This window comes from Ruegeria sp. BE3 (assembly GCF_056538865.1).
The window spans coordinates 1,363,389-1,381,483 of record NZ_JBQFTW010000001.1; the positions used below are offsets into that span (position 1 = coordinate 1,363,389).

General features: G+C 56.6%; 20 protein-coding genes and 1 tRNA gene. 13 read left to right on the forward strand and 8 right to left on the reverse strand.

Annotated elements, in window-relative coordinates; translation table 11 throughout:
• Positions 1-58 precede the first annotated feature (58 nt).
• Together ACR0AZ_RS06765 and ACR0AZ_RS06770 are read left to right on the forward strand one after the other, a co-directional pair.
• A complete protein-coding gene (locus ACR0AZ_RS06765; RefSeq protein ID WP_480470118.1) occupies positions 59-280 on the forward strand; it encodes a hypothetical protein in 222 nt (73 codons plus the stop codon).
• 172 nt (positions 281-452) lie between these two features.
• Positions 453-2,171: a motility associated factor glycosyltransferase family protein gene (locus ACR0AZ_RS06770; protein WP_480470119.1), complete on the forward strand. Its 1,719-nt coding sequence runs from the start codon at positions 453-455 to the stop codon at positions 2,169-2,171.
• Between the two features lie 45 nt (positions 2,172-2,216).
• On the opposite strand, the gene ACR0AZ_RS06775 is transcribed toward ACR0AZ_RS06770, so the two are convergent.
• Together ACR0AZ_RS06775 and ACR0AZ_RS06780 are read right to left on the reverse strand one after the other, a co-directional pair.
• The gene (locus tag ACR0AZ_RS06775; RefSeq protein ID WP_480470120.1) at positions 2,217-2,642 is read right to left on the reverse strand and encodes a hypothetical protein; all 426 of its coding nucleotides are present in this window, start codon (positions 2,640-2,642) and stop codon (positions 2,217-2,219) included.
• 44 nt (positions 2,643-2,686) lie between these two features.
• A tRNA-Leu gene (locus ACR0AZ_RS06780) sits at positions 2,687-2,773 on the reverse strand.
• A 129-nt stretch (positions 2,774-2,902) separates the two neighbouring features.
• On the opposite strand from ACR0AZ_RS06780, the gene ACR0AZ_RS06785 reads away from it, so the two are divergent.
• Positions 2,903-3,562, forward strand: a complete 660-nt coding sequence (locus tag ACR0AZ_RS06785; protein ID WP_480470121.1) for a DsbA family oxidoreductase — start codon at positions 2,903-2,905, stop codon at positions 3,560-3,562.
• 39 nt (positions 3,563-3,601) lie between these two features.
• Positions 3,602-4,258, forward strand: a complete 657-nt coding sequence (gene lipB, locus ACR0AZ_RS06790; protein WP_480658019.1) for a lipoyl(octanoyl) transferase LipB — start codon at positions 3,602-3,604, stop codon at positions 4,256-4,258.
• A 397-nt stretch (positions 4,259-4,655) separates the two neighbouring features.
• On the opposite strand, the gene ACR0AZ_RS06795 is transcribed toward lipB, so the two are convergent.
• Entirely contained in the window at positions 4,656-5,075 is a 420-nt protein-coding gene (locus ACR0AZ_RS06795) for an HIT family protein (protein ID WP_480667080.1), read from the reverse strand.
• Positions 5,076-5,354: 279 nt separating this feature from the next.
• Between ACR0AZ_RS06795 and ctaD the strand changes: the two genes are divergently transcribed.
• From ctaD to ACR0AZ_RS06810, 3 genes are all read left to right on the forward strand, one after another.
• Positions 5,355-7,013: a cytochrome c oxidase subunit I gene (gene ctaD, locus ACR0AZ_RS06800; protein WP_480470124.1), complete on the forward strand. Its 1,659-nt coding sequence runs from the start codon at positions 5,355-5,357 to the stop codon at positions 7,011-7,013.
• Positions 7,014-7,159: 146 nt separating this feature from the next.
• Entirely contained in the window at positions 7,160-7,759 is a 600-nt protein-coding gene (locus ACR0AZ_RS06805) for a DsbA family protein (RefSeq protein WP_480667081.1), read from the forward strand.
• Positions 7,760-7,804: 45 nt separating this feature from the next.
• Positions 7,805-8,290: a DUF2244 domain-containing protein gene (locus ACR0AZ_RS06810; RefSeq protein WP_480470126.1), complete on the forward strand. Its 486-nt coding sequence runs from the start codon at positions 7,805-7,807 to the stop codon at positions 8,288-8,290.
• Here the strand turns inward: ACR0AZ_RS06810 and ACR0AZ_RS06815 are convergent, their stop codons facing one another.
• Positions 8,291-8,773 carry a GatB/YqeY domain-containing protein gene (locus tag ACR0AZ_RS06815; protein WP_480470127.1) on the reverse strand — a complete coding sequence of 161 codons (483 nt, stop codon included), beginning with the start codon at positions 8,771-8,773 and terminating at the stop codon, positions 8,291-8,293.
• Between the two features lie 183 nt (positions 8,774-8,956).
• On the opposite strand from ACR0AZ_RS06815, the gene carA reads away from it, so the two are divergent.
• Both carA and ACR0AZ_RS06825 read left to right on the forward strand, forming a co-directional pair.
• Entirely contained in the window at positions 8,957-10,123 is a 1,167-nt protein-coding gene (carA, locus tag ACR0AZ_RS06820) for a glutamine-hydrolyzing carbamoyl-phosphate synthase small subunit (protein WP_480667083.1), read from the forward strand.
• An 80-nt stretch (positions 10,124-10,203) separates the two neighbouring features.
• The gene (locus ACR0AZ_RS06825) at positions 10,204-12,114 is read left to right on the forward strand and encodes a glycosyltransferase (RefSeq protein ID WP_480470129.1); all 1,911 of its coding nucleotides are present in this window, start codon (positions 10,204-10,206) and stop codon (positions 12,112-12,114) included.
• Here the strand turns inward: ACR0AZ_RS06825 and ACR0AZ_RS06830 are convergent.
• The gene (locus tag ACR0AZ_RS06830) at positions 12,071-12,718 is read right to left on the reverse strand and encodes a GntR family transcriptional regulator (protein ID WP_480470130.1); all 648 of its coding nucleotides are present in this window, start codon (positions 12,716-12,718) and stop codon (positions 12,071-12,073) included. The two genes, ACR0AZ_RS06825 and ACR0AZ_RS06830, sit on opposite strands and share 44 nt — an antisense overlap.
• Before the next feature lie 100 nt (positions 12,719-12,818).
• On the opposite strand from ACR0AZ_RS06830, the gene ACR0AZ_RS06835 reads away from it, so the two are divergent.
• The 3 genes from ACR0AZ_RS06835 to ACR0AZ_RS06845 all read left to right on the forward strand — a co-directional run bounded on the left by ACR0AZ_RS06835 (position 12,819) and on the right by ACR0AZ_RS06845 (position 15,084).
• A complete protein-coding gene (locus ACR0AZ_RS06835) occupies positions 12,819-13,463 on the forward strand; it encodes a pyrimidine 5'-nucleotidase (protein WP_480470131.1) in 645 nt (214 codons plus the stop codon).
• A gap of 87 nt (positions 13,464-13,550) precedes the next feature.
• Complete coding sequence (locus ACR0AZ_RS06840; protein WP_480470132.1) at positions 13,551-13,799, forward strand: hypothetical protein; 249 nt, start codon at positions 13,551-13,553, stop codon at positions 13,797-13,799.
• An 88-nt stretch (positions 13,800-13,887) separates the two neighbouring features.
• Complete coding sequence (locus ACR0AZ_RS06845; protein ID WP_480667084.1) at positions 13,888-15,084, forward strand: UbiH/UbiF family hydroxylase; 1,197 nt, start codon at positions 13,888-13,890, stop codon at positions 15,082-15,084.
• 10 nt (positions 15,085-15,094) lie between these two features.
• Here ACR0AZ_RS06845 and ACR0AZ_RS06850 read toward each other — a convergent pair whose 3' ends face one another.
• Complete coding sequence (locus tag ACR0AZ_RS06850; RefSeq protein ID WP_480470134.1) at positions 15,095-16,222, reverse strand: aminotransferase class V-fold PLP-dependent enzyme; 1,128 nt, start codon at positions 16,220-16,222, stop codon at positions 15,095-15,097.
• 233 nt (positions 16,223-16,455) lie between these two features.
• Here ACR0AZ_RS06850 and ACR0AZ_RS06855 point away from each other — a divergent pair, with 233 nt between their 5' ends.
• On the forward strand, positions 16,456-17,157 hold the full coding sequence (locus tag ACR0AZ_RS06855; protein ID WP_480658029.1) for a GntR family transcriptional regulator: 702 nt from the start codon (positions 16,456-16,458) through the stop codon (positions 17,155-17,157).
• Here the strand turns inward: ACR0AZ_RS06855 and ACR0AZ_RS06860 are convergent.
• Entirely contained in the window at positions 17,154-17,612 is a 459-nt protein-coding gene (locus ACR0AZ_RS06860; RefSeq protein ID WP_480470136.1) for an Lrp/AsnC family transcriptional regulator, read from the reverse strand. The two genes, ACR0AZ_RS06855 and ACR0AZ_RS06860, sit on opposite strands and share 4 nt — an antisense overlap.
• Positions 17,609-18,064 carry an Lrp/AsnC family transcriptional regulator gene (locus tag ACR0AZ_RS06865; RefSeq protein WP_480470137.1) on the reverse strand — a complete coding sequence of 152 codons (456 nt, stop codon included), beginning with the start codon at positions 18,062-18,064 and terminating at the stop codon, positions 17,609-17,611. Before ACR0AZ_RS06865 ends, ACR0AZ_RS06860 begins: the two co-directional genes overlap by 4 nt.
• Positions 18,065-18,095 lie beyond the last annotated feature (31 nt).

Sequence of the window (18,095 nt, forward strand, 5' to 3'; positions counted from 1 at the left end):
GTCTCGTTGTTGTTGTTAAACAGCCATGGCTTCATGGGCTTTTCAGCTACTAGGGCATTTGGCAGAGATGCTCTTGGTTCCGGCGCAAGTCCGTGAGGATGCGTCAATCGTTCCCACTGAAAACTACTTTCGGGCATTCGCGCGTGATATGACCATTCCGTGCTTCATTGATGCGGTTAATCCAGGTTCAGGACGCATTGATATTCAGAGCGCGAATGGCATCATTTGTTCAGCGACTATTCGCCTGCTGTCGCCAACCAAGGCCGATCTGACCACTTGATGCCATAACCGATCAACAATACAACCCCGATGAGAAATTTTTAGATGGGGATTAACTTATGGGCTTGAGAAGACAGTGGCGAAAATTCAAAGCGAGAAGGCTAAATAAACAGTTTCAACATGCCCTCAGCGCCAAAAGATCATTTGCCGATATGTTGGAGCCCGCCATACGCATGCATGAAGTCGCCAGGATTCAGCCGTCGACCGAAATCGTTTTCCAATTCGGCGTCGACAAGTCGATCGCAGACCTTCCCCATCTGAAGTCCCCAGTCCAACGAGCGTATGCAGCAGACTGTATTTTTCGAGCTATCCACTCGGTAGATCCGGCCCTGAGCTTGAGCGTACAGAGGCCATATTTTTTTGATAAAAGTGATCTTGTAAAGCTTCGCATGGCAAGAACTCTTAGGCGAGCGCAGAAGTATCAGTCTGCCCGTTATTGGTTGGACCGAATCAAATCGGATTCCCCGCAGAAACCCGCCGCAGATTTATTAATGATCGAAATCCTAGCTGAGTCGAACGAGTTCGATCACCTCATCAAATTTCTTGAGGTGAGCGAAAGCTTATCTGAAGCTATGCGTGCAAGCTCACTTATTGAAATTGGTGTAAGGTTTGAAGATAAAGAGTTGATCTCACGAGGGATCAGAATACTGAGAAATCCTCCACAAGGGTCAAAGCATCGCCAGAACCAAAAGTTGTTCGACTGGTTACGAGCGTTAGTCAATCGCAGTGGGCGTATACCGGAAATTCTTGATAAAGAAACTATATCGCAAATACTCGAAGTTTCGAGATCTATTGAGAAACGGTTGGAAAACGCAAAGCTAGAAGCCGTTTTGAAACAGCAACCGGTAAGCAGCCGGCGCAATCAATTCGATCAACTTAAGCGATTGGAGACGGTTATTTTTTCCGGCGACTGGGCGCAAGCCGCCCGCATTGCAGATGAAAAGATGCCATCAGCCGGTATTTTGCAGCGCGCAGAGATTCTTCACTACCATGATAGATGCCTCCTTGCAAAGGCAGCAGTCGGGGAAGATATATCTGGTCTAATTGAAGATGCCGTGGACGCCGCTATTGAAGCGCGTGACAACGACATGGTGGCATCTCTGTTCAGGAACTCCCTTTCCCGACTGCCGCATTCAACAAGGCTTCTGACGAGCTTCCAATCCTGGGCCGCGATGATCGGTTGGGCTGAATTAGAAGAATTGTGCCGAAACTGGAATGAAGCTTATTGTGGTGAAAAACCTTGGCCCTGCCCTCGCAGCAACCGTTGTTTTGTCGTCGCAAATGGTCCCTCTCTTAAAAAGATGCCACTTCACCTTCTTAATGGCGAGGACATAATTGTTGTAAATCGCGGCTTCAAAGCAATGTCTTTGGGGCTACCGAAGCCTCGCTTTCTAATAGTCAGCGATGCTGCCGTTTATCGGGATTATAAGAGTGAAATAGATGCGTTTCCTGCAGAAGCGACTTTTTTAAGCGGTACTGCAATAGCCTCTGCGCCTAGGCCGCTGCCAACAAACACATATGTCTTTGGCGATGGGCCGTTTAACTTGACGCACGGTCCCATCACCCCTGGTAAAAATATGTTCTTTCGGGGGGGATCCGTTGTACTGCAAGCCTGTCAGTTAGGCCATTTCATGGGTTACAAAGAGATCAATCTTCTCGGAGTCGACTTGGATTATTCCGGCCCGGTTACACACTTCTATGGCGGTGGGAAAAAAGAAGCACGCAGGCTGAACGCGTTCCGCTCAGGAGATAGCGGAGCCAAAGGAATAAATACCGCGATAAAGAACCTAGCGTCCGTTTTGAACAAGCAAGGCTGCGAAATCAATAACGTTGGCTATGGTGGCCAGTTGCATGTCCTCCCACGGAAGGGTTTTGAAGAAATTCTTCGATAGCTTTCTTATTGTGACGTTTGAAAACGCCTTAGAACATCCGGATCGCTACGATTCACTGATGTAGGCTCCTGCCTCTTCATCATAGGAAAGCTTCACGAGAATCCAGACATACCCACGCAGATCCATACTCTCAAGCTTAGCCTCGATGGACTCTTTGATATCGTCGGCCTCTCTCAACCACTGATTGGATGTATCTCCGACCGTGGTTCCCTCTTGAGAGTTATGTCGCGCAACCTGTTTTACTATCGGTTCGGGCGTTGAGCCCTCGCCAACTGACGCAAGTATTTCTGGTAATACTTCCTCTTGTCGAACCAAAGCCTCAGCCAAGTCCTGCGTTCCGAGACCCCGCACGATCTCTTTCCTACCGATGATAGCTTGGTATTCGTTGAGTACTGCGACTCTGACCGCGTGCCCCTTGCCTCTCATAAAGAGACCCTTTGGCACCCGTACATCCATCTCAAAAGGCTCCATTTGCCATTATATTCAGCGAAGAAACCTGTTGAAAATCAAGTACTTGGTGCGGTCGAGAAGACTCGAACTTCCACGGGTGTTACCCCACAGCGACCTCAACGCTGCGCGTCTACCAATTCCGCCACGACCGCACTGCCAATGACTTGGTAGGGGGCGTATAGACGCTGGACCGCGCGATGTGAAGAGGCAAAAACACACGTGATTGAATTCACTCGCTTTGGCCATATCTAAACGCAAAAGGAAGCATTCTGGAGCAGCAAATGGCCTCGCCCGATCCCCGCCCCACCGTACAGATTGATGTTGTATCTGATGTGGTCTGTCCTTGGTGTATTGTTGGCTTTCGCCAGCTCGATGCAGCCCTGAAGCAAGAGAATGTGTTGGCCCGGCTGCGCTGGCATCCGTTCGAACTGAACCCTGCCATGGGTTCCGAAGGACAGAACTTGCGGGAGCATATTGCCGAGAAATATGGCTCTACACCTGAGCAGAGCCAGCAAGCGCGCGAGCAGCTGACCGCTTTGGGGGCCGAACTCGGCTTTACTTTCAATTTCACCGATGAAAGCCGGATCGTGAATACCTTCGCCGCGCATCAGTTGCTGGATTGGGCGGAAATGCAGGGGTGTCAGCATCCGTTGAAACTTGCCCTGTTCGAGGCCTATTTCACCAATCAACAGGATGTTTCCAAAACAGAGGTGTTGCTGGACGCGGTCGTGACAGCCGGGCTCGACCCGAATGCGGCACGCGCGGCGCTTGAGTCGGGTGCACATGTCCAGCCAGTGCGTGAGAAACAACAATTCTGGACCAGCCGGGGTATTTCTGGTGTGCCCTCGATGGTATTCGGCGGGAAATACCTGCTGACCGGCGCGCGAGGCTCCGACACCTATGCGCAGGTTCTGCAACGCTGTCTGGCCGAGGCTGCCTGACCCCTTCACCCTACCCCGCGGACGGTTTAAGAGACGGCTATGGAATGGAAGACTACTGACGGCCTCGTTGATTACGAAGATGCCACCGCCTTCATGGAGGCGCGTGCCGCTGCGATTGCAGCGGGAGAGGCGGATGAATGCATCTGGCTGCTCGAGCACCCGCCGCTTTACACAGCCGGGACATCTGCGAAGCGTGAAGATCTGACCGACCCGGATCGTTTTCCGGTCTATGAGAGCAAACGTGGCGGTCAATATACCTATCACGGCCCTGGACAGCGGGTGGTCTATGTCATGCTTGATGTAGGCAATCGCGGACATGACGTGCGCCGCTTTGTGCAGCAGCTTGAGGAATGGGTGATCGCGGCCCTTGCCGAATTCAATGTTACTGGCGAGATACGCGAAGGTCGCGTGGGTGTCTGGGTACAGCGGCAAGACAAACCTCTGACGGTGACGGGACAGCTGGCCGAGGACAAGATCGCTGCCATAGGAATCCGCCTACGGAAGTGGATCAGCTTCCACGGCATTTCGATCAATGTCGAACCAGACCTGTCTCATTTCGCAGGTATCGTACCTTGTGGGATTCAAGAGCACGGGGTTACGTCTTTGGTAGATTTGGGGTTGCCGGTGACGATGGATGACGTCGACGTGGCGCTCAAAAAGACCTTCCATGAAGTGTTCGCGACTGAAGCTGTCTGACATATACGTGATTCCACGTACTGGGAATGATCAGGGTCAAAATCCCGGACAACAATGTCGATTTTCCGGGCATTCTGTTTCGCAAACCATGCGGGTGTTTCCTTTGAATCGCCCCAATTCGCCTTAAATTCAGGGATTCTTCACATCCCCTCCTTACAAACGCCATCTAACCACATAGTATGTAATGGCCGTTCATGAGTGAGTGGTGTGTTAACCGGTGATCGCAGGGCTGCCCAGCGAAATCCGAGAAGTGTTTGGTTACGAGTCTGCCGTTCCGACCCCATATCGGAACGGCAATTCTCGTTTTAGGGGCTTGTTTTCCAGAACATCCGAAACGAGGCAGGCTCGCACGCCACTACCGTTGCTTAGAACTCAATCGCTAAGGGTAGCGGTTAGCTCAGGCCAATGCAGCACGGATCTTATCGGCATGTTCAGCGATCAGGTCGAAATCACCCATCTTGCCCGGCGGACGCATCGACACACCTTCGTGTCGCGGCAAAACATGGACATGCAGATGAAACACTTCCTGCCCGCCCGCGGCCTCGTTGAACTGCTGAATGGTAACACCATCCGCATCAAAGGCGTCTTTCACGGCATGCGCCATTTTCTGCACCGTTGTCATCACCGCCATCAGTTGCTCGGGTGTAGCGTCAAGCATGTTACGGCACGCGGTTTTGGGGATGACCAGCAGGTGCCCATCCGCTCGAGGCATGATATCCATCAGAGCCACCGTTTGATCATCTTCGTAGACGCGGTTCGACGGGATTTCCCCGCGCAGGATCTTGGCAAAGACGTTTTCGGGATCATATGCGGTCATCTCGGGCCTCCGATATTGCACTTCTGTGCTGTTCTGAGCCGCTGTCCGATGCGGGTCAAGCAGGTTTCCCCGATCACCACTTGAAATGACGGGCGGAATTCCCAAATCCTTCGCATCTGAGGCCGGATCGTCGCGCAGCACAGCCTGCCCGCGACAATTAATCTTGATCCAGATCAAACTCGACCATTGAAGGTCGCCCCTTCGCATTCTAAAACCAGCAGGAATCCCGCGCGTTGGAGAGGTCCGACTGCGCGGTGTAGTTGCAACAGGAGGCACCTAATGGCAGACGCAGCCATTCATGGTCACGACCATGAAGACCAGCGCAGCTTTTTCACGCGCTGGTTCATGTCGACCAACCACAAGGATATCGGGATTCTCTACCTGATTTTCTCGGCGATTGCCGGGTTCATCTCGGTGGCGATGACCGTCTATATGCGGCTCGAACTGATGCACCCCGGTGTGCAGTACATGTGCCTTGAAGGCTTCATGGCCGATCCTTGTACACCCAATGGACACCTGTGGAACGTGATGATCACCTATCACGGTGTTCTGATGATGTTCTTCGTGGTCATTCCCGCCCTGTTCGGCGGATTTGGCAACTATTTCATGCCGTTGCAGATCGGCGCGCCTGATATGGCGTTCCCGCGGATGAACAACCTGTCCTTCTGGCTGTATGTCGCTGGTACCTCGCTGGGCGTGGCCTCTCTGCTGAGCCCCGGTGGTAACGACCAGCTTGGTTCGGGCGTCGGATGGGTCCTCTACCCACCGCTGTCGACGACCGAGGGCGGCATGTCCATGGACCTTGCGATCTTCGCCGTACACGTATCGGGCGCCTCCTCGATCCTCGGCGCGATCAACATGATCACCACCTTCCTGAACATGCGTGCGCCGGGCATGACCCTGTTCAAGGTGCCGCTGTTCAGCTGGTCGATCTTCGTCACCTCGTGGCTGATTCTGCTGTCACTGCCGGTTCTGGCGGGCGCTATCACCATGCTGCTGATGGACCGCAACTTCGGTTTCACCTTCTTTGATCCGGCCGGCGGTGGCGATCCGATCCTGTATCAGCACATCCTGTGGTTCTTCGGACACCCGGAAGTGTATATCGTGATCCTGCCCGGGTTCGGCATCATCAGCCACGTGATCGCGACCTTCTCGCGCAAGCCGATCTTCGGTTACCTGCCGATGGTCTGGGCGATTATCGCAATCGGTGTTCTGGGCTTCGTCGTTTGGGCGCACCACATGTACACCGTCGGCATGTCGCTGCGTCAGCAGGCCTACTTCATGCTGGCCACGATGGTCATCGCGGTTCCAACAGGGGTTAAGGTCTTCTCGTGGATCGCGACCATGTGGGGCGGTTCCATCGAGTTCAAGACGCCGATGCTGTTCGCCTTCGGTTTCCTGTTCCTGTTCACCGTTGGCGGTGTGACCGGCGTTGTGCTGTCGCAGGCTGGTGTGGACCGTGCCTACCACGACACATACTACGTCGTCGCGCACTTCCACTATGTGATGAGCTTGGGTGCGGTCTTTGCGATCTTTGCCGGTGTGTACTTCTACTTCGGCAAGATGACTGGCCGTCAGTACTCGGAGTTCTGGGGCAAAGTTCACTTCTGGCTGTTCTTCATCGGCGCCAACTTGACCTTCTTCCCTCAGCACTTCCTGGGCCGTCAGGGCATGCCGCGCCGTTATATCGACTATCCCGAAGCGTTCGCGCAGTGGAACTTTGTTTCATCGATTGGTGCCTTCGTGTCTTTCGCCTCGTTCCTGCTGTTCTTCGGCATCGTGTTCTACGCCCTGTTCCGTGGCGCACGTGTGACTCAGAACAACTATTGGAATGAATACGCGGATACGCTGGAATGGACCCTGCCCTCGCCGCCGCCCGAACACACGTTCGAGCAGCTGCCAAAGCAGGAAGACTGGGACAAAGGCCACGCGCACTGATCCCGATCTGAATGACAGGAAAACCCCGCCCTTTGAGGCGGGGTTTTTCGTTCAGGCCCGGCTCTGATTGGCTGAGCAGTCGCCAGAACAGCAAAAATAGGCTATTCTGGTTCGGGCGTTATATCCGGCCAACCGGAGGATTCATGATGCCCGAGATCGACTTCTGGTATTCTATCGGCAGCACCTACAGCTTCCTGACGATCAAACGTCTGGACGATTGGTGCACTGACCATGATGCCACGGTGAACTGGCGCCCGTTCAACGTGCGCACCATCATGTCCGAACAACAGAACATCCCCTTCGCCGGTAAACCAATCAAGACCGCCTATATGTGGCGCGATATCGAACGTCGTGCGGCCAAGTACCATATCCACGCCAACCTGCCTGCACCCTACCCGATCTCGGATCTTGCGCTGACCAATCAGGTCGCCCTGCTAGGGATGGTCGAGGGCTGGGGCGTGACCTACACCCAAGCGCTCTATGGTATCTGGTTCGAAGAGGGCATCGAGGCGGGATCTGAGTCTGCCATCACCGAAGCTCTGCACCGCGCCCAGCAAGACCCGCGACTAACCCTCGCGCGGGCACGCAGCCCGGACATTGTCTCAGCACTGGAGACCGAGACCAAAACCGCGATCCGGCTGGGAGTCTTCGGCGCGCCCAGCTTCGTCGTGCGCGATGAGGTGTTCTGGGGAGATGACCGACTGGATGACGCGTTGTCATGGGCACGTGTTGGACACGTGATCTGACAGTTTAGGCTTCGACTTTGTTATAGGCTGCGCTAGGTTCCGGCCATGCCCTATCGATGGACAGAAAATTCGGACACCGAACATGAGTTACGCCTTTGGCCGCATAACTCTCTTCCTCCGCGTGGCGCCATGATTGTCATCCTATCGGTGTTCCTGTTCGGGTTGATCCCGCTTCTGGCGATGTTAGGCTCGGTCGTCCTGTGGGGGCTGCTGCCTTTCCTGCTGTTGACGGTGTTGGGCCTCTGGCTGGCGATCCATACAAACTATCACGCGCGCAGCGTGTTCGAGGTGTTGACGCTAGACAAGACGCAAGCGCGCCTTGTGCACCACCACCCGCGCAAGGGTGATCAGGAATGGATCTGCAACCGCTATTGGGCCCGCCCCGAGATGCACGCAAGCGGCGGGCCGGTGCCCCATTACGTGACACTGATTGGTGATGGGCGCGAAGTTGAGATCGGTGCGTTCTTGTCCGAGGACGAACGGATCGCGCTCTACGATGATCTGAACCGGAAACTAAGTGATCCGGCGTGATTAACCGCCATTCGACGCGGCACACAGGTGGTCTTTGACCATCGGTCCGACCTTGCCGAAATCCATCTGACCGGTATAGCGCGTTTTCAACTCGCCCATCACCTTGCCCATATCGCGGATTGAACCCGCACCCGTCGCAGTGATGGCGGTCTGAATGGCCTTGCTGACCTCATCGTCATCCAGCTGTTTGGGCAGGAATTCCTCAATCACCTCAACTTCGCGCAATTCGCGCTCAGCCAGATCCAGGCGGCCACCCTCCTCGTAAGCACGTGCGCTTTCCTTGCGCTGCTTGGTCATTTTCCCAAGAATTTCAAGTACCTCGGCATCGCCGCAGCCCTTGGCCTCTTCATTATCAGACGCGCGCGAAGCGATGTCACGATCCTTAATCGCGGCATTGATCAGGCGCAGCGTCGACAGACGCTCGGCGGCTTTGTCTTTCATAGCTTGCTTCAGGGCGGCATTCACCCGTGATCGCATATCCATATGATCTGTCCATCCCCATGGAAAAGGAACCCCGACCATATCGAAACAAAAAGGCAGGCACAATGGGCGATGGATATGGTTAAGTTATTGATTTTCAACAATAGCCCAAAATTTGAACAGGCTTGACCCGGCGCTCTATCCCCCTTAGGTATGCGCCCGTTTACCTTGCAGGAGAGTCGCGCCATGGCACAGAACGCCCCGTCCAAGCCCACCGCATGTCTGGCATTGGCCGATGGAACGCTGTTCTACGGAGTTGGCTTTGGCGCAATCGGCCAAACCGAGGCTGAGCTGTGCTTCAACACCGCCATGACCGGCTATCAGGAGATCATGACCGATCCCTCATATGCGGGCCAGATCGTGACCTTTACGTTCCCGCATATCGGCAATGTCGGCGTGAATCCCGAAGATGATGAGACCGGCGATCCGGTGGCTGCTGGAATGGTCGTCAAATGGGACCCAACCGAGCCGTCGAACTGGCGCTCAGCCGAAGAACTGAAAGCCTGGCTAGCCCGCCGTGGTCGCATCGCTATTGGTGGCGTCGATACCCGCCGCCTGACCCGCGCCATCCGTCAACAGGGCGCGCCACATGTGGCGCTGGCACATGACCCGGAGGGAAACTTCGATATCGAAGCCCTGATCGCCGCAGCGCGTGGTTTTGCAGGTCTCGAAGGAATGGATCTGGCCAAGGAAGTCACCTGCGCCCAAAGCTATCGCTGGGATGAGATGCGTTGGGCGTGGCCCGATGGCTATCAGCGACAGGAAGCTCCGGTGCACAAGGTGGTCGCGATCGACTATGGTGCCAAGCGCAACATCTTGCGTTGCCTAGCCTCGGCTGGCTGCGACGTAACCGTATTGCCCGCGACTGCAACGGCTGCCGAGGTGCTGGCGCACAAGCCCGATGGAGTGTTCCTGTCAAACGGACCTGGCGACCCGGCAGCCACCGGTGAATACGCGGTTCCGATGATCAAGGAAGTGCTGGACACAACCGATCTTCCCGTTTTTGGCATCTGCCTTGGCCATCAGATGTTGGCGCTGGCGCTTGGTGGGCAGACGATCAAGATGAACCACGGGCACCATGGCGCTAACCATCCGGTCAAGGATATGGAAACCGGCAAGGTCGAGATCACTTCAATGAACCACGGCTTCGCGGTCGATGCCGAAACGCTGCCCGATGGCGTAGTCGAGACACATCGCTCGCTGTTTGACGGCTCGAACTGCGGCATCCGCATGACAGGTCGCCCGGTTTATTCGGTACAGCATCACCCCGAAGCCTCGCCGGGCCCGCAAGACAGTTTTTACCTGTTCGAACGCTTTGCCGCAGCCATGGCAGACCAAAAAACACAGGCTTAATGCCGAATTCAACAGCGTTAACCGCACGTTAACCCTGATCAAGCGACCCTGCCCAGCGTGACTTGCGGCAGGGTTTTCTTATGGTCGAATTGAATCTTCAGCGTCAGACACTGGCGCAACCGGTGCCCGGACCACATTCGCGCAAACCACTTGGCACCTGTCTGCTTGATCAAGGCATCATTACGTCCGACCAGCTGTCGCGTGCTTTGCGGATGCAAGCACAGCAGAACGCCCCACTGGGGGAAATACTGGTCGGGGAAGGTTGGGCCACGCGTGCACAGGTTCTCTCAGCGCTATCTGATCAAACTGGCCTGCAGATCGCCGATCTTGAGCAGGTCCCACCTCCTGCAGACATCTGTGCGCTGAAACCGGTCGAGTTCTGGTTGGATCACAATGTGCTGCCCTGGGTGCGCGTTGGGCCAATCCTTTTGATCGCTACAGCGCGCCCCGACGCATTCCCAGCGGTCGAGGAAACTTTGAAGGACGACGGTTATACCATCGTTCCGGTTCTGGCCGGACCTGAGCAGATCGACGCCGCAATCGCCCGTCATTACGCCATGCCGCTGGCACAGGCCGCAGAAACCCGCGTTATGGCCAGACAGAGCTGCCGCAATTGGTCGGCCAAAGCGCGGAGCGGCCCCATCATCGGATTTCTGCTGCTGGCCATCCTCTTCGTCCTCATTCCAATGGCCGGCCTCAGCCTTCTTTTGGGCGTTACCTTGCTGACGCTGGGCCTGTTCCTGATCCTCAGGCTGTCGGGGCTCGCCGCCTATCTGTGGCCCGGAAAGACACCGCCAGAGCCTGACACCGATGATCCTCTCCGCCTGCCCTGCGTCTCAATCCTGGTCCCGCTCTATAAAGAACGAGAGATTGCAGATGTCCTGATCGCGCGGCTAAGCCGCCTCACCTACCCTAAAGCACTGCTGGACGTCATTCTGGTGCTGGAAGAACAGGACGATGTGACCAAAGCAGCTTTGGAACAGATCAACCTACCAAGCTGGATGCGCGCCATCACCGTGCCTCAGCGCGGTGAACTGACCACGAAACCCCGCGCTATGAACTATGCGCTGGATTTCTGTCGCGGCGACATTCTGGGCGTCTGGGATGCGGAGGACGCTCCGGTTCCGGATCAGATCGAAACCGTCGTTCGCCATTTCGCGACAGCTCCTGAAGACGTCGTCTGCCTGCAAGGCGTGCTGGACTATTACAACCCGCGTACCAACTGGCGGTCGCGCTGCTTCACAATTGAATACAGCGGCTGGTTCCGCGTGATCCTGAAGGGCATCGCCCGTTTGGGCCTGGTCGTTCCTCTGGGTGGCACAACTTTCTTCTTCCGCCGCGACAAGCTGCTGGAACTGGGCGGTTGGGATGCCCACAATGTCACCGAAGATGCCGATCTGGGCGTCCGCCTCAGCCGCGCTGGATACCGGACCGAGATTGTGGATACCGCCACTTATGAAGAGGCCAACTTTCGCGCCTGGCCTTGGGTTAAGCAACGCTCACGCTGGCTAAAAGGATTCATGGTCACCTACCTGGTACACATGCGCGAACCACGAAAACTACTGCATGATCTTGGGGTTCTGCGGTTTATGGGCCTGCAGGCGTTTTTTCTGGGAACACTGGGTCAGTTTCTTCTGGCCCCGGTTCTGTGGGTGTTTTGGCTGATCTTCCTTGACCTGCCCAACCCGTTCCAACCGATCATGACGCCGGGCTTCCTGACCGCCTGCGTCTATGTTTTCCTTGTTGCCGAGGCCGCCAACCTTCTGGTCGGAATGCTGGGCGTCATAGCAGGAAACCGGAGGTTCCTGCTGCCATGGGTGCCAACAATGGCGCTCTACTACCCGCTGGGCGTTCTGGCCGCTTACAAAGGTCTGTGGGAACTGGCGGTTAACCCGTTCTTTTGGGACAAGACCCAGCACGGTCACGCAATCGAGGAATGCGAAACCGCTATTTCTCGCGCCGGATCGCATCCTGCTTCAGCCGGGTCATGAACGCGACCGAGATATGGTCCTGCAGCGCCTTGGCTGCCGCCTCCTCATCCCGCGCGGCAATGGCCTGAACGATGCCTTCATGCTCGCTCTGCGCAATCTCGCCACGCCCTTCCGCTGCCAGCGATGTTGTCGCCATCAGCGCCATGGTTCGGTGAACAAGATCAAGCTGCTGCACCAGATAGCGGTTGTGTGAGGCGAGGTGGATCTGCTCATGAAAGCGACGATTGGCCCGCGACAGCGCCGAAGGATCCCCGATCAATTCATTGTCGGCAATCACCATCTCCTGCAACACGCGGATCTCCTCTTCGGTAGCGTGTTTGGCCGCCAGCCTCGCAGCCAGACCTTCCAGTTCACGCCGCACGATATAGAGTTCGGCCATCTGGTTGTGATTGAGCGACGCCACAATAAGTGACCGTCCGTCCCGTTCTAGCAGGGATTGTGTTTCCAGCCGCTGCAGGGCTTCCCGGATCGGGGTGCGTGAGACGCCGAAACGCTCGGCCAGCTCGCTTTCCACCAGACGGTCGCCGGGCTTGTAGATGCCCACATCGATCGCTTCGAGAATAAGGCTGTAGGCGTCCGTGTTGGACTGTTTGGATTGGGGCATCGGCTGTAGTGTCTCCTCGTTCGGACCTGTCTATCCGCCACACGCCCTGGCAATCAAGAGCGGCATTGAAAACCTCAGCCTACCGCCCTAAACCCAAAGCATGGTCAAACCTGCTTTTGCTCACGTCACCCAATGGGTGTTCGACCTCGACAATACGCTCTATCCGCCACATATGCGCCTGTTCGATCAGATCGAGGTGCTGATGACGGATTACGTGGTGCAAGCCATCGGTGTCGACCGGCCCGAAGCCGACCGGCTCCGCTCTCACTATTGGCGGGAATATGGTACCACGCTCGCTGGTCTGATGGCCGAGCATGATCTGGACCCCGATCCCTATCTGCACGCGGTCCATCAGGTGGATATGAGCCATATGGAGGCCGACATCGCGCTGGCGGACCACATCCGCGCCCTGCCCGGGCGGCGCATTGTCTACACAAATGGCAGCGCGCCTTATGCCGAACGGGTACTGACCGCGCGCGGTTTGGATGGGCTGTTCGATGCAATCTACGGCATTGAACATGCAGGCTATCGTCCCAAACCGCAAAAGGCCGCGTTCGAGGCGATCTTTGCACAGGATGGTATCGACGCCGCAAAAGCCGCAATGTTCGAAGATGATCCACGCAATCTGGCTGCCCCGCATGAAATGGGAATGCGCACTGTTCATGTTGCACCCGACCCGCATGAAGCCGACCACATTCACCATCACACAGATGATCTGACCGGGTTTCTGGGCCGCCTGCGATAGGCTGTCACACTGCGACGATCTGTGCGTTTCGCAGTCGCAGCATAGCGCCCATATGCACCTCAGCGACGAACAGAATCGGAGACCCCAATGACCGCGCTTGAGATGCCGCAGCGTCTGCCCCTGTGGCAGCGCCTTTTGTTTGCAGTTCCCCTGTTTGGCTGGATGGCCCGCGACGCGGTCAACGCCGAGGCTGAAGACCTGTACTACACCGCCGCAGCCCTCATTAGCATGTGGGGCTGTTCTATCCTGCTGTTTGGCCTGCCCGGCCTTTACATCCCGGCCCTGATGATGGTTCCGATGATGTTCCTTGTTCTTCTGCTGATCTCTCGGGGTTAGGAAGATACGAGACAGGATGTCACTTGGCACCTGCCGGTCAACGGCACTAGTGTCTGCGGCAACGGAGACTTGCCCCCATGACAAACCAATGACCGACAGCTGTGACATCCTGATTTCCGGTGGTGGAATTGCCGGATTGACTGCCGCCGCCGCCTTCGGCGCAGCCGGGTTCGATGTAATCTGCGTCGACCCAACCCCCCCGATCACTGAGCGGGACGTAGACGGTTCAGACTTACGGACCACGGCATTCCTGCAGCCCGCCCGTGGGTTGCTGGAGCAATGCGGACTTTGGGCCAAACTGGATGCCCATGCCGCCCCGTTGCAGGTCATGCGCATCGTGGATGCGGGCGGCGATGTGCCCAAACCGCGCGTGGTGCGAGATTTCAACGCCGCCGATATCTCGGATCAACCATTCGGATGGAACCTGCCCAACTGGCTGCTGCGGCGCGAAATGGTGGCACGGTTGGGCGAGCTGCCAAATGTCGATTTTCGGCCCGGCACCGGTACCGTTAGCCTGTTTACACGCACCAATGAGGCACGTGTGGACCTGAGCGACGGAACCCGTATCCGCTGCAAACTGGTAATCGCTGCTGATGGGCGCAATTCTCCGATGCGCGAGGCCGCCGGTATCCATGTGCACACCACACGCTATGGCCAGAAAGCGCTGGCTTTTGCGGTTACGCACCCCATCCCGCACGAAAACGTCTCAACCGAAATTCACCGCTCGGGTGGTCCGTTCACGTTGGTCCCCCTACCCGATTGGCAAGGTCAGCCATCGTCGGCGATTGTCTGGATGGAACGCGGGCCGCGCGCCGTCGAACTGCTGAACCTAGAAGCCGAGGCGTTTGAAGCTGCGATGACGGAACGCTCATGCGGATTGTTCGGGCCTCTGAAACTGGCTTCGCGCCGGACGATCTGGCCAATCATCAGCCAATCGGCGGAGCGGCTCTCGGGAGAACGCCTCGCGCTGATGGCCGAGGCCGCGCATGTGGTACCCCCCATCGGCGCGCAAGGGCTGAACATGTCACTAGGCGATCTGCGCAGCCTGCTGGAACTGGCGCAGGCCCGCCCCGAAGATCTGGGCGATGCGCAGATGCTGGAGGCTTATCACAAGGCGCGCCATACCGAAATCGAACTGCGCGTCAAAGGCATCGACCTGCTGAATCGCGCCTCGATGATCGAGGCGCGCCCTCTGCGCGATGCTCGGGCGATGGGTTTAAATGCACTCTATTCCTTGCCGCCCGTGCGCAAGACGCTGATGCAGATGGGCCTCGGCGTGCGCTGAGGCCCTGCGCTTACAGAACCTGATCCAGAACCCGTTTCAGGCGTGCGATCGTGCCATCGACATCATAAAGTTTGTCTAAGCCGAACAAGCCCAATCGGAAGGTGCTGAACCCTTCAGGCTCGTCACATTGCAGCGGTACTCCTGCTGCGATCTGCATGCCCAAAGCGGCAAATTTCTTGCCGTTCTGTACGTCTGGATCGGCGGTATAGCTGACGACCACGCCAGGTGCTCCGAACCCGTCAGCGGCGACAGAGATGACGCCTTTGCCCTTCAGATAAGCCCGTACGCCATCACCCAGCGCCCATTGCGCCGCCCGCAGTTTCTCGAACCCATAATCCCGCGTCTCTGCCATGGTATCCCGGAATGCACGCAGCGAATCCGTGGGCATCGTCGCGTGATAAGCGTGACCGCCATTCTCATAAGCCTGCATGATCTGACGCCATTTCTTCAGATCAATGGCAAAACTGTCCGAGCTGGTCTGCTCCAGCCGCGCCTCGGCCCGTTCGGACAACATGACCAGACCGGCGCAGGGCGTCGCGCTCCAGCCCTTTTGCGGAGCAGAGATCAGGACATCCACGCCAGTCACCTTCATATCGATCCACGCGCAACCCGAAGCGATGCAATCAAGCACCATCAAGGCGCCGACCTCATGGGCCGCGGCAGCCATTGCAGTCACATAGTCATCGGGCAGAATCACTCCGGCCGATGTTTCGACATGCGGGGCAAAGACGATATCCGGCCGATTATCCCGGATTGTTGCCACAACCTCATCAATCGGAGCCGGGGCAAAGGGCGACGGGCTGGCATTGCCGGTTTCGCGTGCTTTCAGAACTGTCGTCTGAGCGGTCAGCGCGCCAGATTCGATAATCTGGCTCCAACGATATGAGAACCACCCGTTCCGAACCACCAATACATTGGCATCGCGCGCAAACTGCCGTGCGACAGCTTCCATACCGTAGGTGCCACCTCCGGGAATGACGGCCACACCGTCAGCATTATAAACCTCACGCAGCATACCCGAGATATCGCGCATCACTTGCTGGAAGCTGGCGGACATATGGTTAAGGGAACGATCCGTGAAGACCACCGAGAATTCTTCGAGGCCATCGGGGTCAACAGTATCCAGCAATGCAGGCATCTGGCATCCTTTTCTTTTGCGCTATCTGTTTCTGCCCTGTCTCGCGCCTTGCGTAAAGCGTCATGCGTCGGGCATCAGTTGACCCAAAGTAATCTACAACCATAAGTTTTACTTTGAAACTTTACGTGCAACAATTAGAGGAAATGACGCCAATTAGAGTCAGCCTCTCTTTACACCCTGACGTGTTTCTGAACAGATACACTCACTTTGAACAAGAACGGATAAGTTAACTCGTGACTGCGCAAAAGCGGATTAGTTTTCAAGTCGTCCGGGACGAAGTTAAACGGCGGATTGAATCCCGCATCTGGCCTCAGGGCTCACTTCTGCCCACAGAAACCCAACTCGCGGAAGAGTTCAATTGTGCCCGTGCCACGGTAAATCGAGCACTCAGGGAACTGGCCGAACAAGGTTTCGTCGAGCGTAAGCGCAAAAGTGGGACCCGGGTCAAGAAAGAGCCGCGCAAGCAGGCCAAGCTGGAAATCTCCCTGGCCCGTCAGGCGGTTGAGAATCAAAACTCAGCCTATCGCTATTCACTGGTCGAGCGAAATGTGGTTTACAGCCCCGGTTGGCTTACCTCGCAACTGAATGTCGAGCCGGATGCGCGCGTGCTGCATGTGATCTGCATGCACTACGCCGATAACCGCCCCTTCCAGCTCGAAGAACGCTGGATCAATATCGAAGCTGTGCCCGATGTCGAGCATGCCGACCTCAACAAAAGCGGCCCGCATGAATGGCTGCTGAACGCTGCACCATTTACCGAGGCCGAGATCGCCTTTTGTGCAATTTCAGCCGACAGCCGCCTGGCGGATTTCATGGGCACCACTACCGGCACCTCGATGATCCAGTTGGAGCGGACGACGTGGAAAGACGGGCAGCCGATGACATTTGCCCGCATGACGCATCATCCAGGCTTTCGCATCCGCACGAAATACTAACCAATCGGTCCCGGCAGACGCTCCTCGCTCAGCAGCACGTTGGCCTCGACCTCGCCGGCCCCTGGTAACGTCATCACCCTCCGCCGCAGTACCCGCTCGAAATCAGCGAGGTCCCGCGCCACAACACGCAGACGGTAATCATAGAGCCCAAGCACGTGCTCAACCGTCTGCACCTCGGGGATGGCGCTGACGGCACGCTCGAAATCTTCAAGGCTGACCTGCCCTTTACGTGCGAGCTTCACCCCCAGAAACACGGTCACGCCAAAGCCCAAAGCCTCGGCATTCAGGCGCAGTCGCCGCCCCTTGATCACGCCCGCCTCTTCCAGCCGCCGTATCCGTCTCCAGGTCGCTGGCTGCGACAGGCCAAGGCGACGCCCCAGCGCACCGGCGCTTTGCGTGGCATCCTGAACCAGCGCGCGCAGGATTTTGCGGTCGATCTCGTCCAATTCGATCATACCGGCAATACCTCATCCCGCTTAACCCGGGCGATATGCATTAATGCCTCGATATCGGCGATATGCGGCAGGGTCAGAATGCGGTCACGATAGACTTGCTGATAATGGCTCATGTCGCGCGCAAGCACCGACAGTCGCACGTCGACACGGCCCAGAAAGGTCTGGATCTCGATCACTTCGGCCACATCGCGCGCCGCTGCGGTGAATTCATCAAACGCCCGCGCCTGCGTTTTGTCCAGAGTGATCCGCAACGAGACCTCGACCGCATAGCCCAAGGCGGCCCAGTCGATCACCGCTTCCTGACCCTCGATCACCCCTGTGGCCTGCATCTTTTCAATCCGCCGCCAGCAGACGCCCGAACTGATGCGGCAGCGCTCAGCCAACTCTGCCGTGGTCAGGCTTGGTTCGGCCTGAAAGTGGCGCAGTATACGTCGATCAACATCGTCAAGCATGATTTTTTCATGTTTCTCTAAATTGAAGAAT

What these genes read in the sequence shown, in the direction of transcription:
- lipB (WP_480658019.1), top strand. Translation starts at nt 3,602, where the DNA reads ATGGAATGGAAGACTACTGACGGCCTCGTTGATTACGAAGATGCCACC.
- carA (WP_480667083.1), top strand. Translation starts at nt 8,957, where the DNA reads ATGGCACAGAACGCCCCGTCCAAGCCCACCGCATGTCTGGCATTGGCC.
- ACR0AZ_RS06850 (WP_480470134.1), bottom strand. Translation starts at nt 16,222, where the DNA reads ATGCCTGCATTGCTGGATACTGTTGACCCCGATGGCCTCGAAGAATTC.
- ACR0AZ_RS06840 (WP_480470132.1), top strand. Translation starts at nt 13,551, where the DNA reads ATGACCGCGCTTGAGATGCCGCAGCGTCTGCCCCTGTGGCAGCGCCTT.
- ACR0AZ_RS06830 (WP_480470130.1), bottom strand. Translation starts at nt 12,718, where the DNA reads ATGCCCCAATCCAAACAGTCCAACACGGACGCCTACAGCCTTATTCTC.
- ACR0AZ_RS06860 (WP_480470136.1), bottom strand. Translation starts at nt 17,612, where the DNA reads ATGATCGAATTGGACGAGATCGACCGCAAAATCCTGCGCGCGCTGGTT.
- ACR0AZ_RS06810 (WP_480470126.1), top strand. Translation starts at nt 7,805, where the DNA reads ATGCCCTATCGATGGACAGAAAATTCGGACACCGAACATGAGTTACGC.
- ACR0AZ_RS06815 (WP_480470127.1), bottom strand. Translation starts at nt 8,773, where the DNA reads ATGGATATGCGATCACGGGTGAATGCCGCCCTGAAGCAAGCTATGAAA.
- ACR0AZ_RS06825 (WP_480470129.1), top strand. Translation starts at nt 10,204, where the DNA reads ATGGTCGAATTGAATCTTCAGCGTCAGACACTGGCGCAACCGGTGCCC.
- ACR0AZ_RS06770 (WP_480470119.1), top strand. Translation starts at nt 453, where the DNA reads ATGCATGAAGTCGCCAGGATTCAGCCGTCGACCGAAATCGTTTTCCAA.
- ACR0AZ_RS06845 (WP_480667084.1), top strand. Translation starts at nt 13,888, where the DNA reads ATGACCGACAGCTGTGACATCCTGATTTCCGGTGGTGGAATTGCCGGA.
- ACR0AZ_RS06865 (WP_480470137.1), bottom strand. Translation starts at nt 18,064, where the DNA reads ATGCTTGACGATGTTGATCGACGTATACTGCGCCACTTTCAGGCCGAA.
- ACR0AZ_RS06785 (WP_480470121.1), top strand. Translation starts at nt 2,903, where the DNA reads ATGGCCTCGCCCGATCCCCGCCCCACCGTACAGATTGATGTTGTATCT.
- ACR0AZ_RS06835 (WP_480470131.1), top strand. Translation starts at nt 12,819, where the DNA reads ATGGTCAAACCTGCTTTTGCTCACGTCACCCAATGGGTGTTCGACCTC.
- ACR0AZ_RS06795 (WP_480667080.1), bottom strand. Translation starts at nt 5,075, where the DNA reads ATGACCGCATATGATCCCGAAAACGTCTTTGCCAAGATCCTGCGCGGG.
- ACR0AZ_RS06805 (WP_480667081.1), top strand. Translation starts at nt 7,160, where the DNA reads ATGCCCGAGATCGACTTCTGGTATTCTATCGGCAGCACCTACAGCTTC.
- ACR0AZ_RS06775 (WP_480470120.1), bottom strand. Translation starts at nt 2,642, where the DNA reads ATGGAGCCTTTTGAGATGGATGTACGGGTGCCAAAGGGTCTCTTTATG.
- ctaD (WP_480470124.1), top strand. Translation starts at nt 5,355, where the DNA reads ATGGCAGACGCAGCCATTCATGGTCACGACCATGAAGACCAGCGCAGC.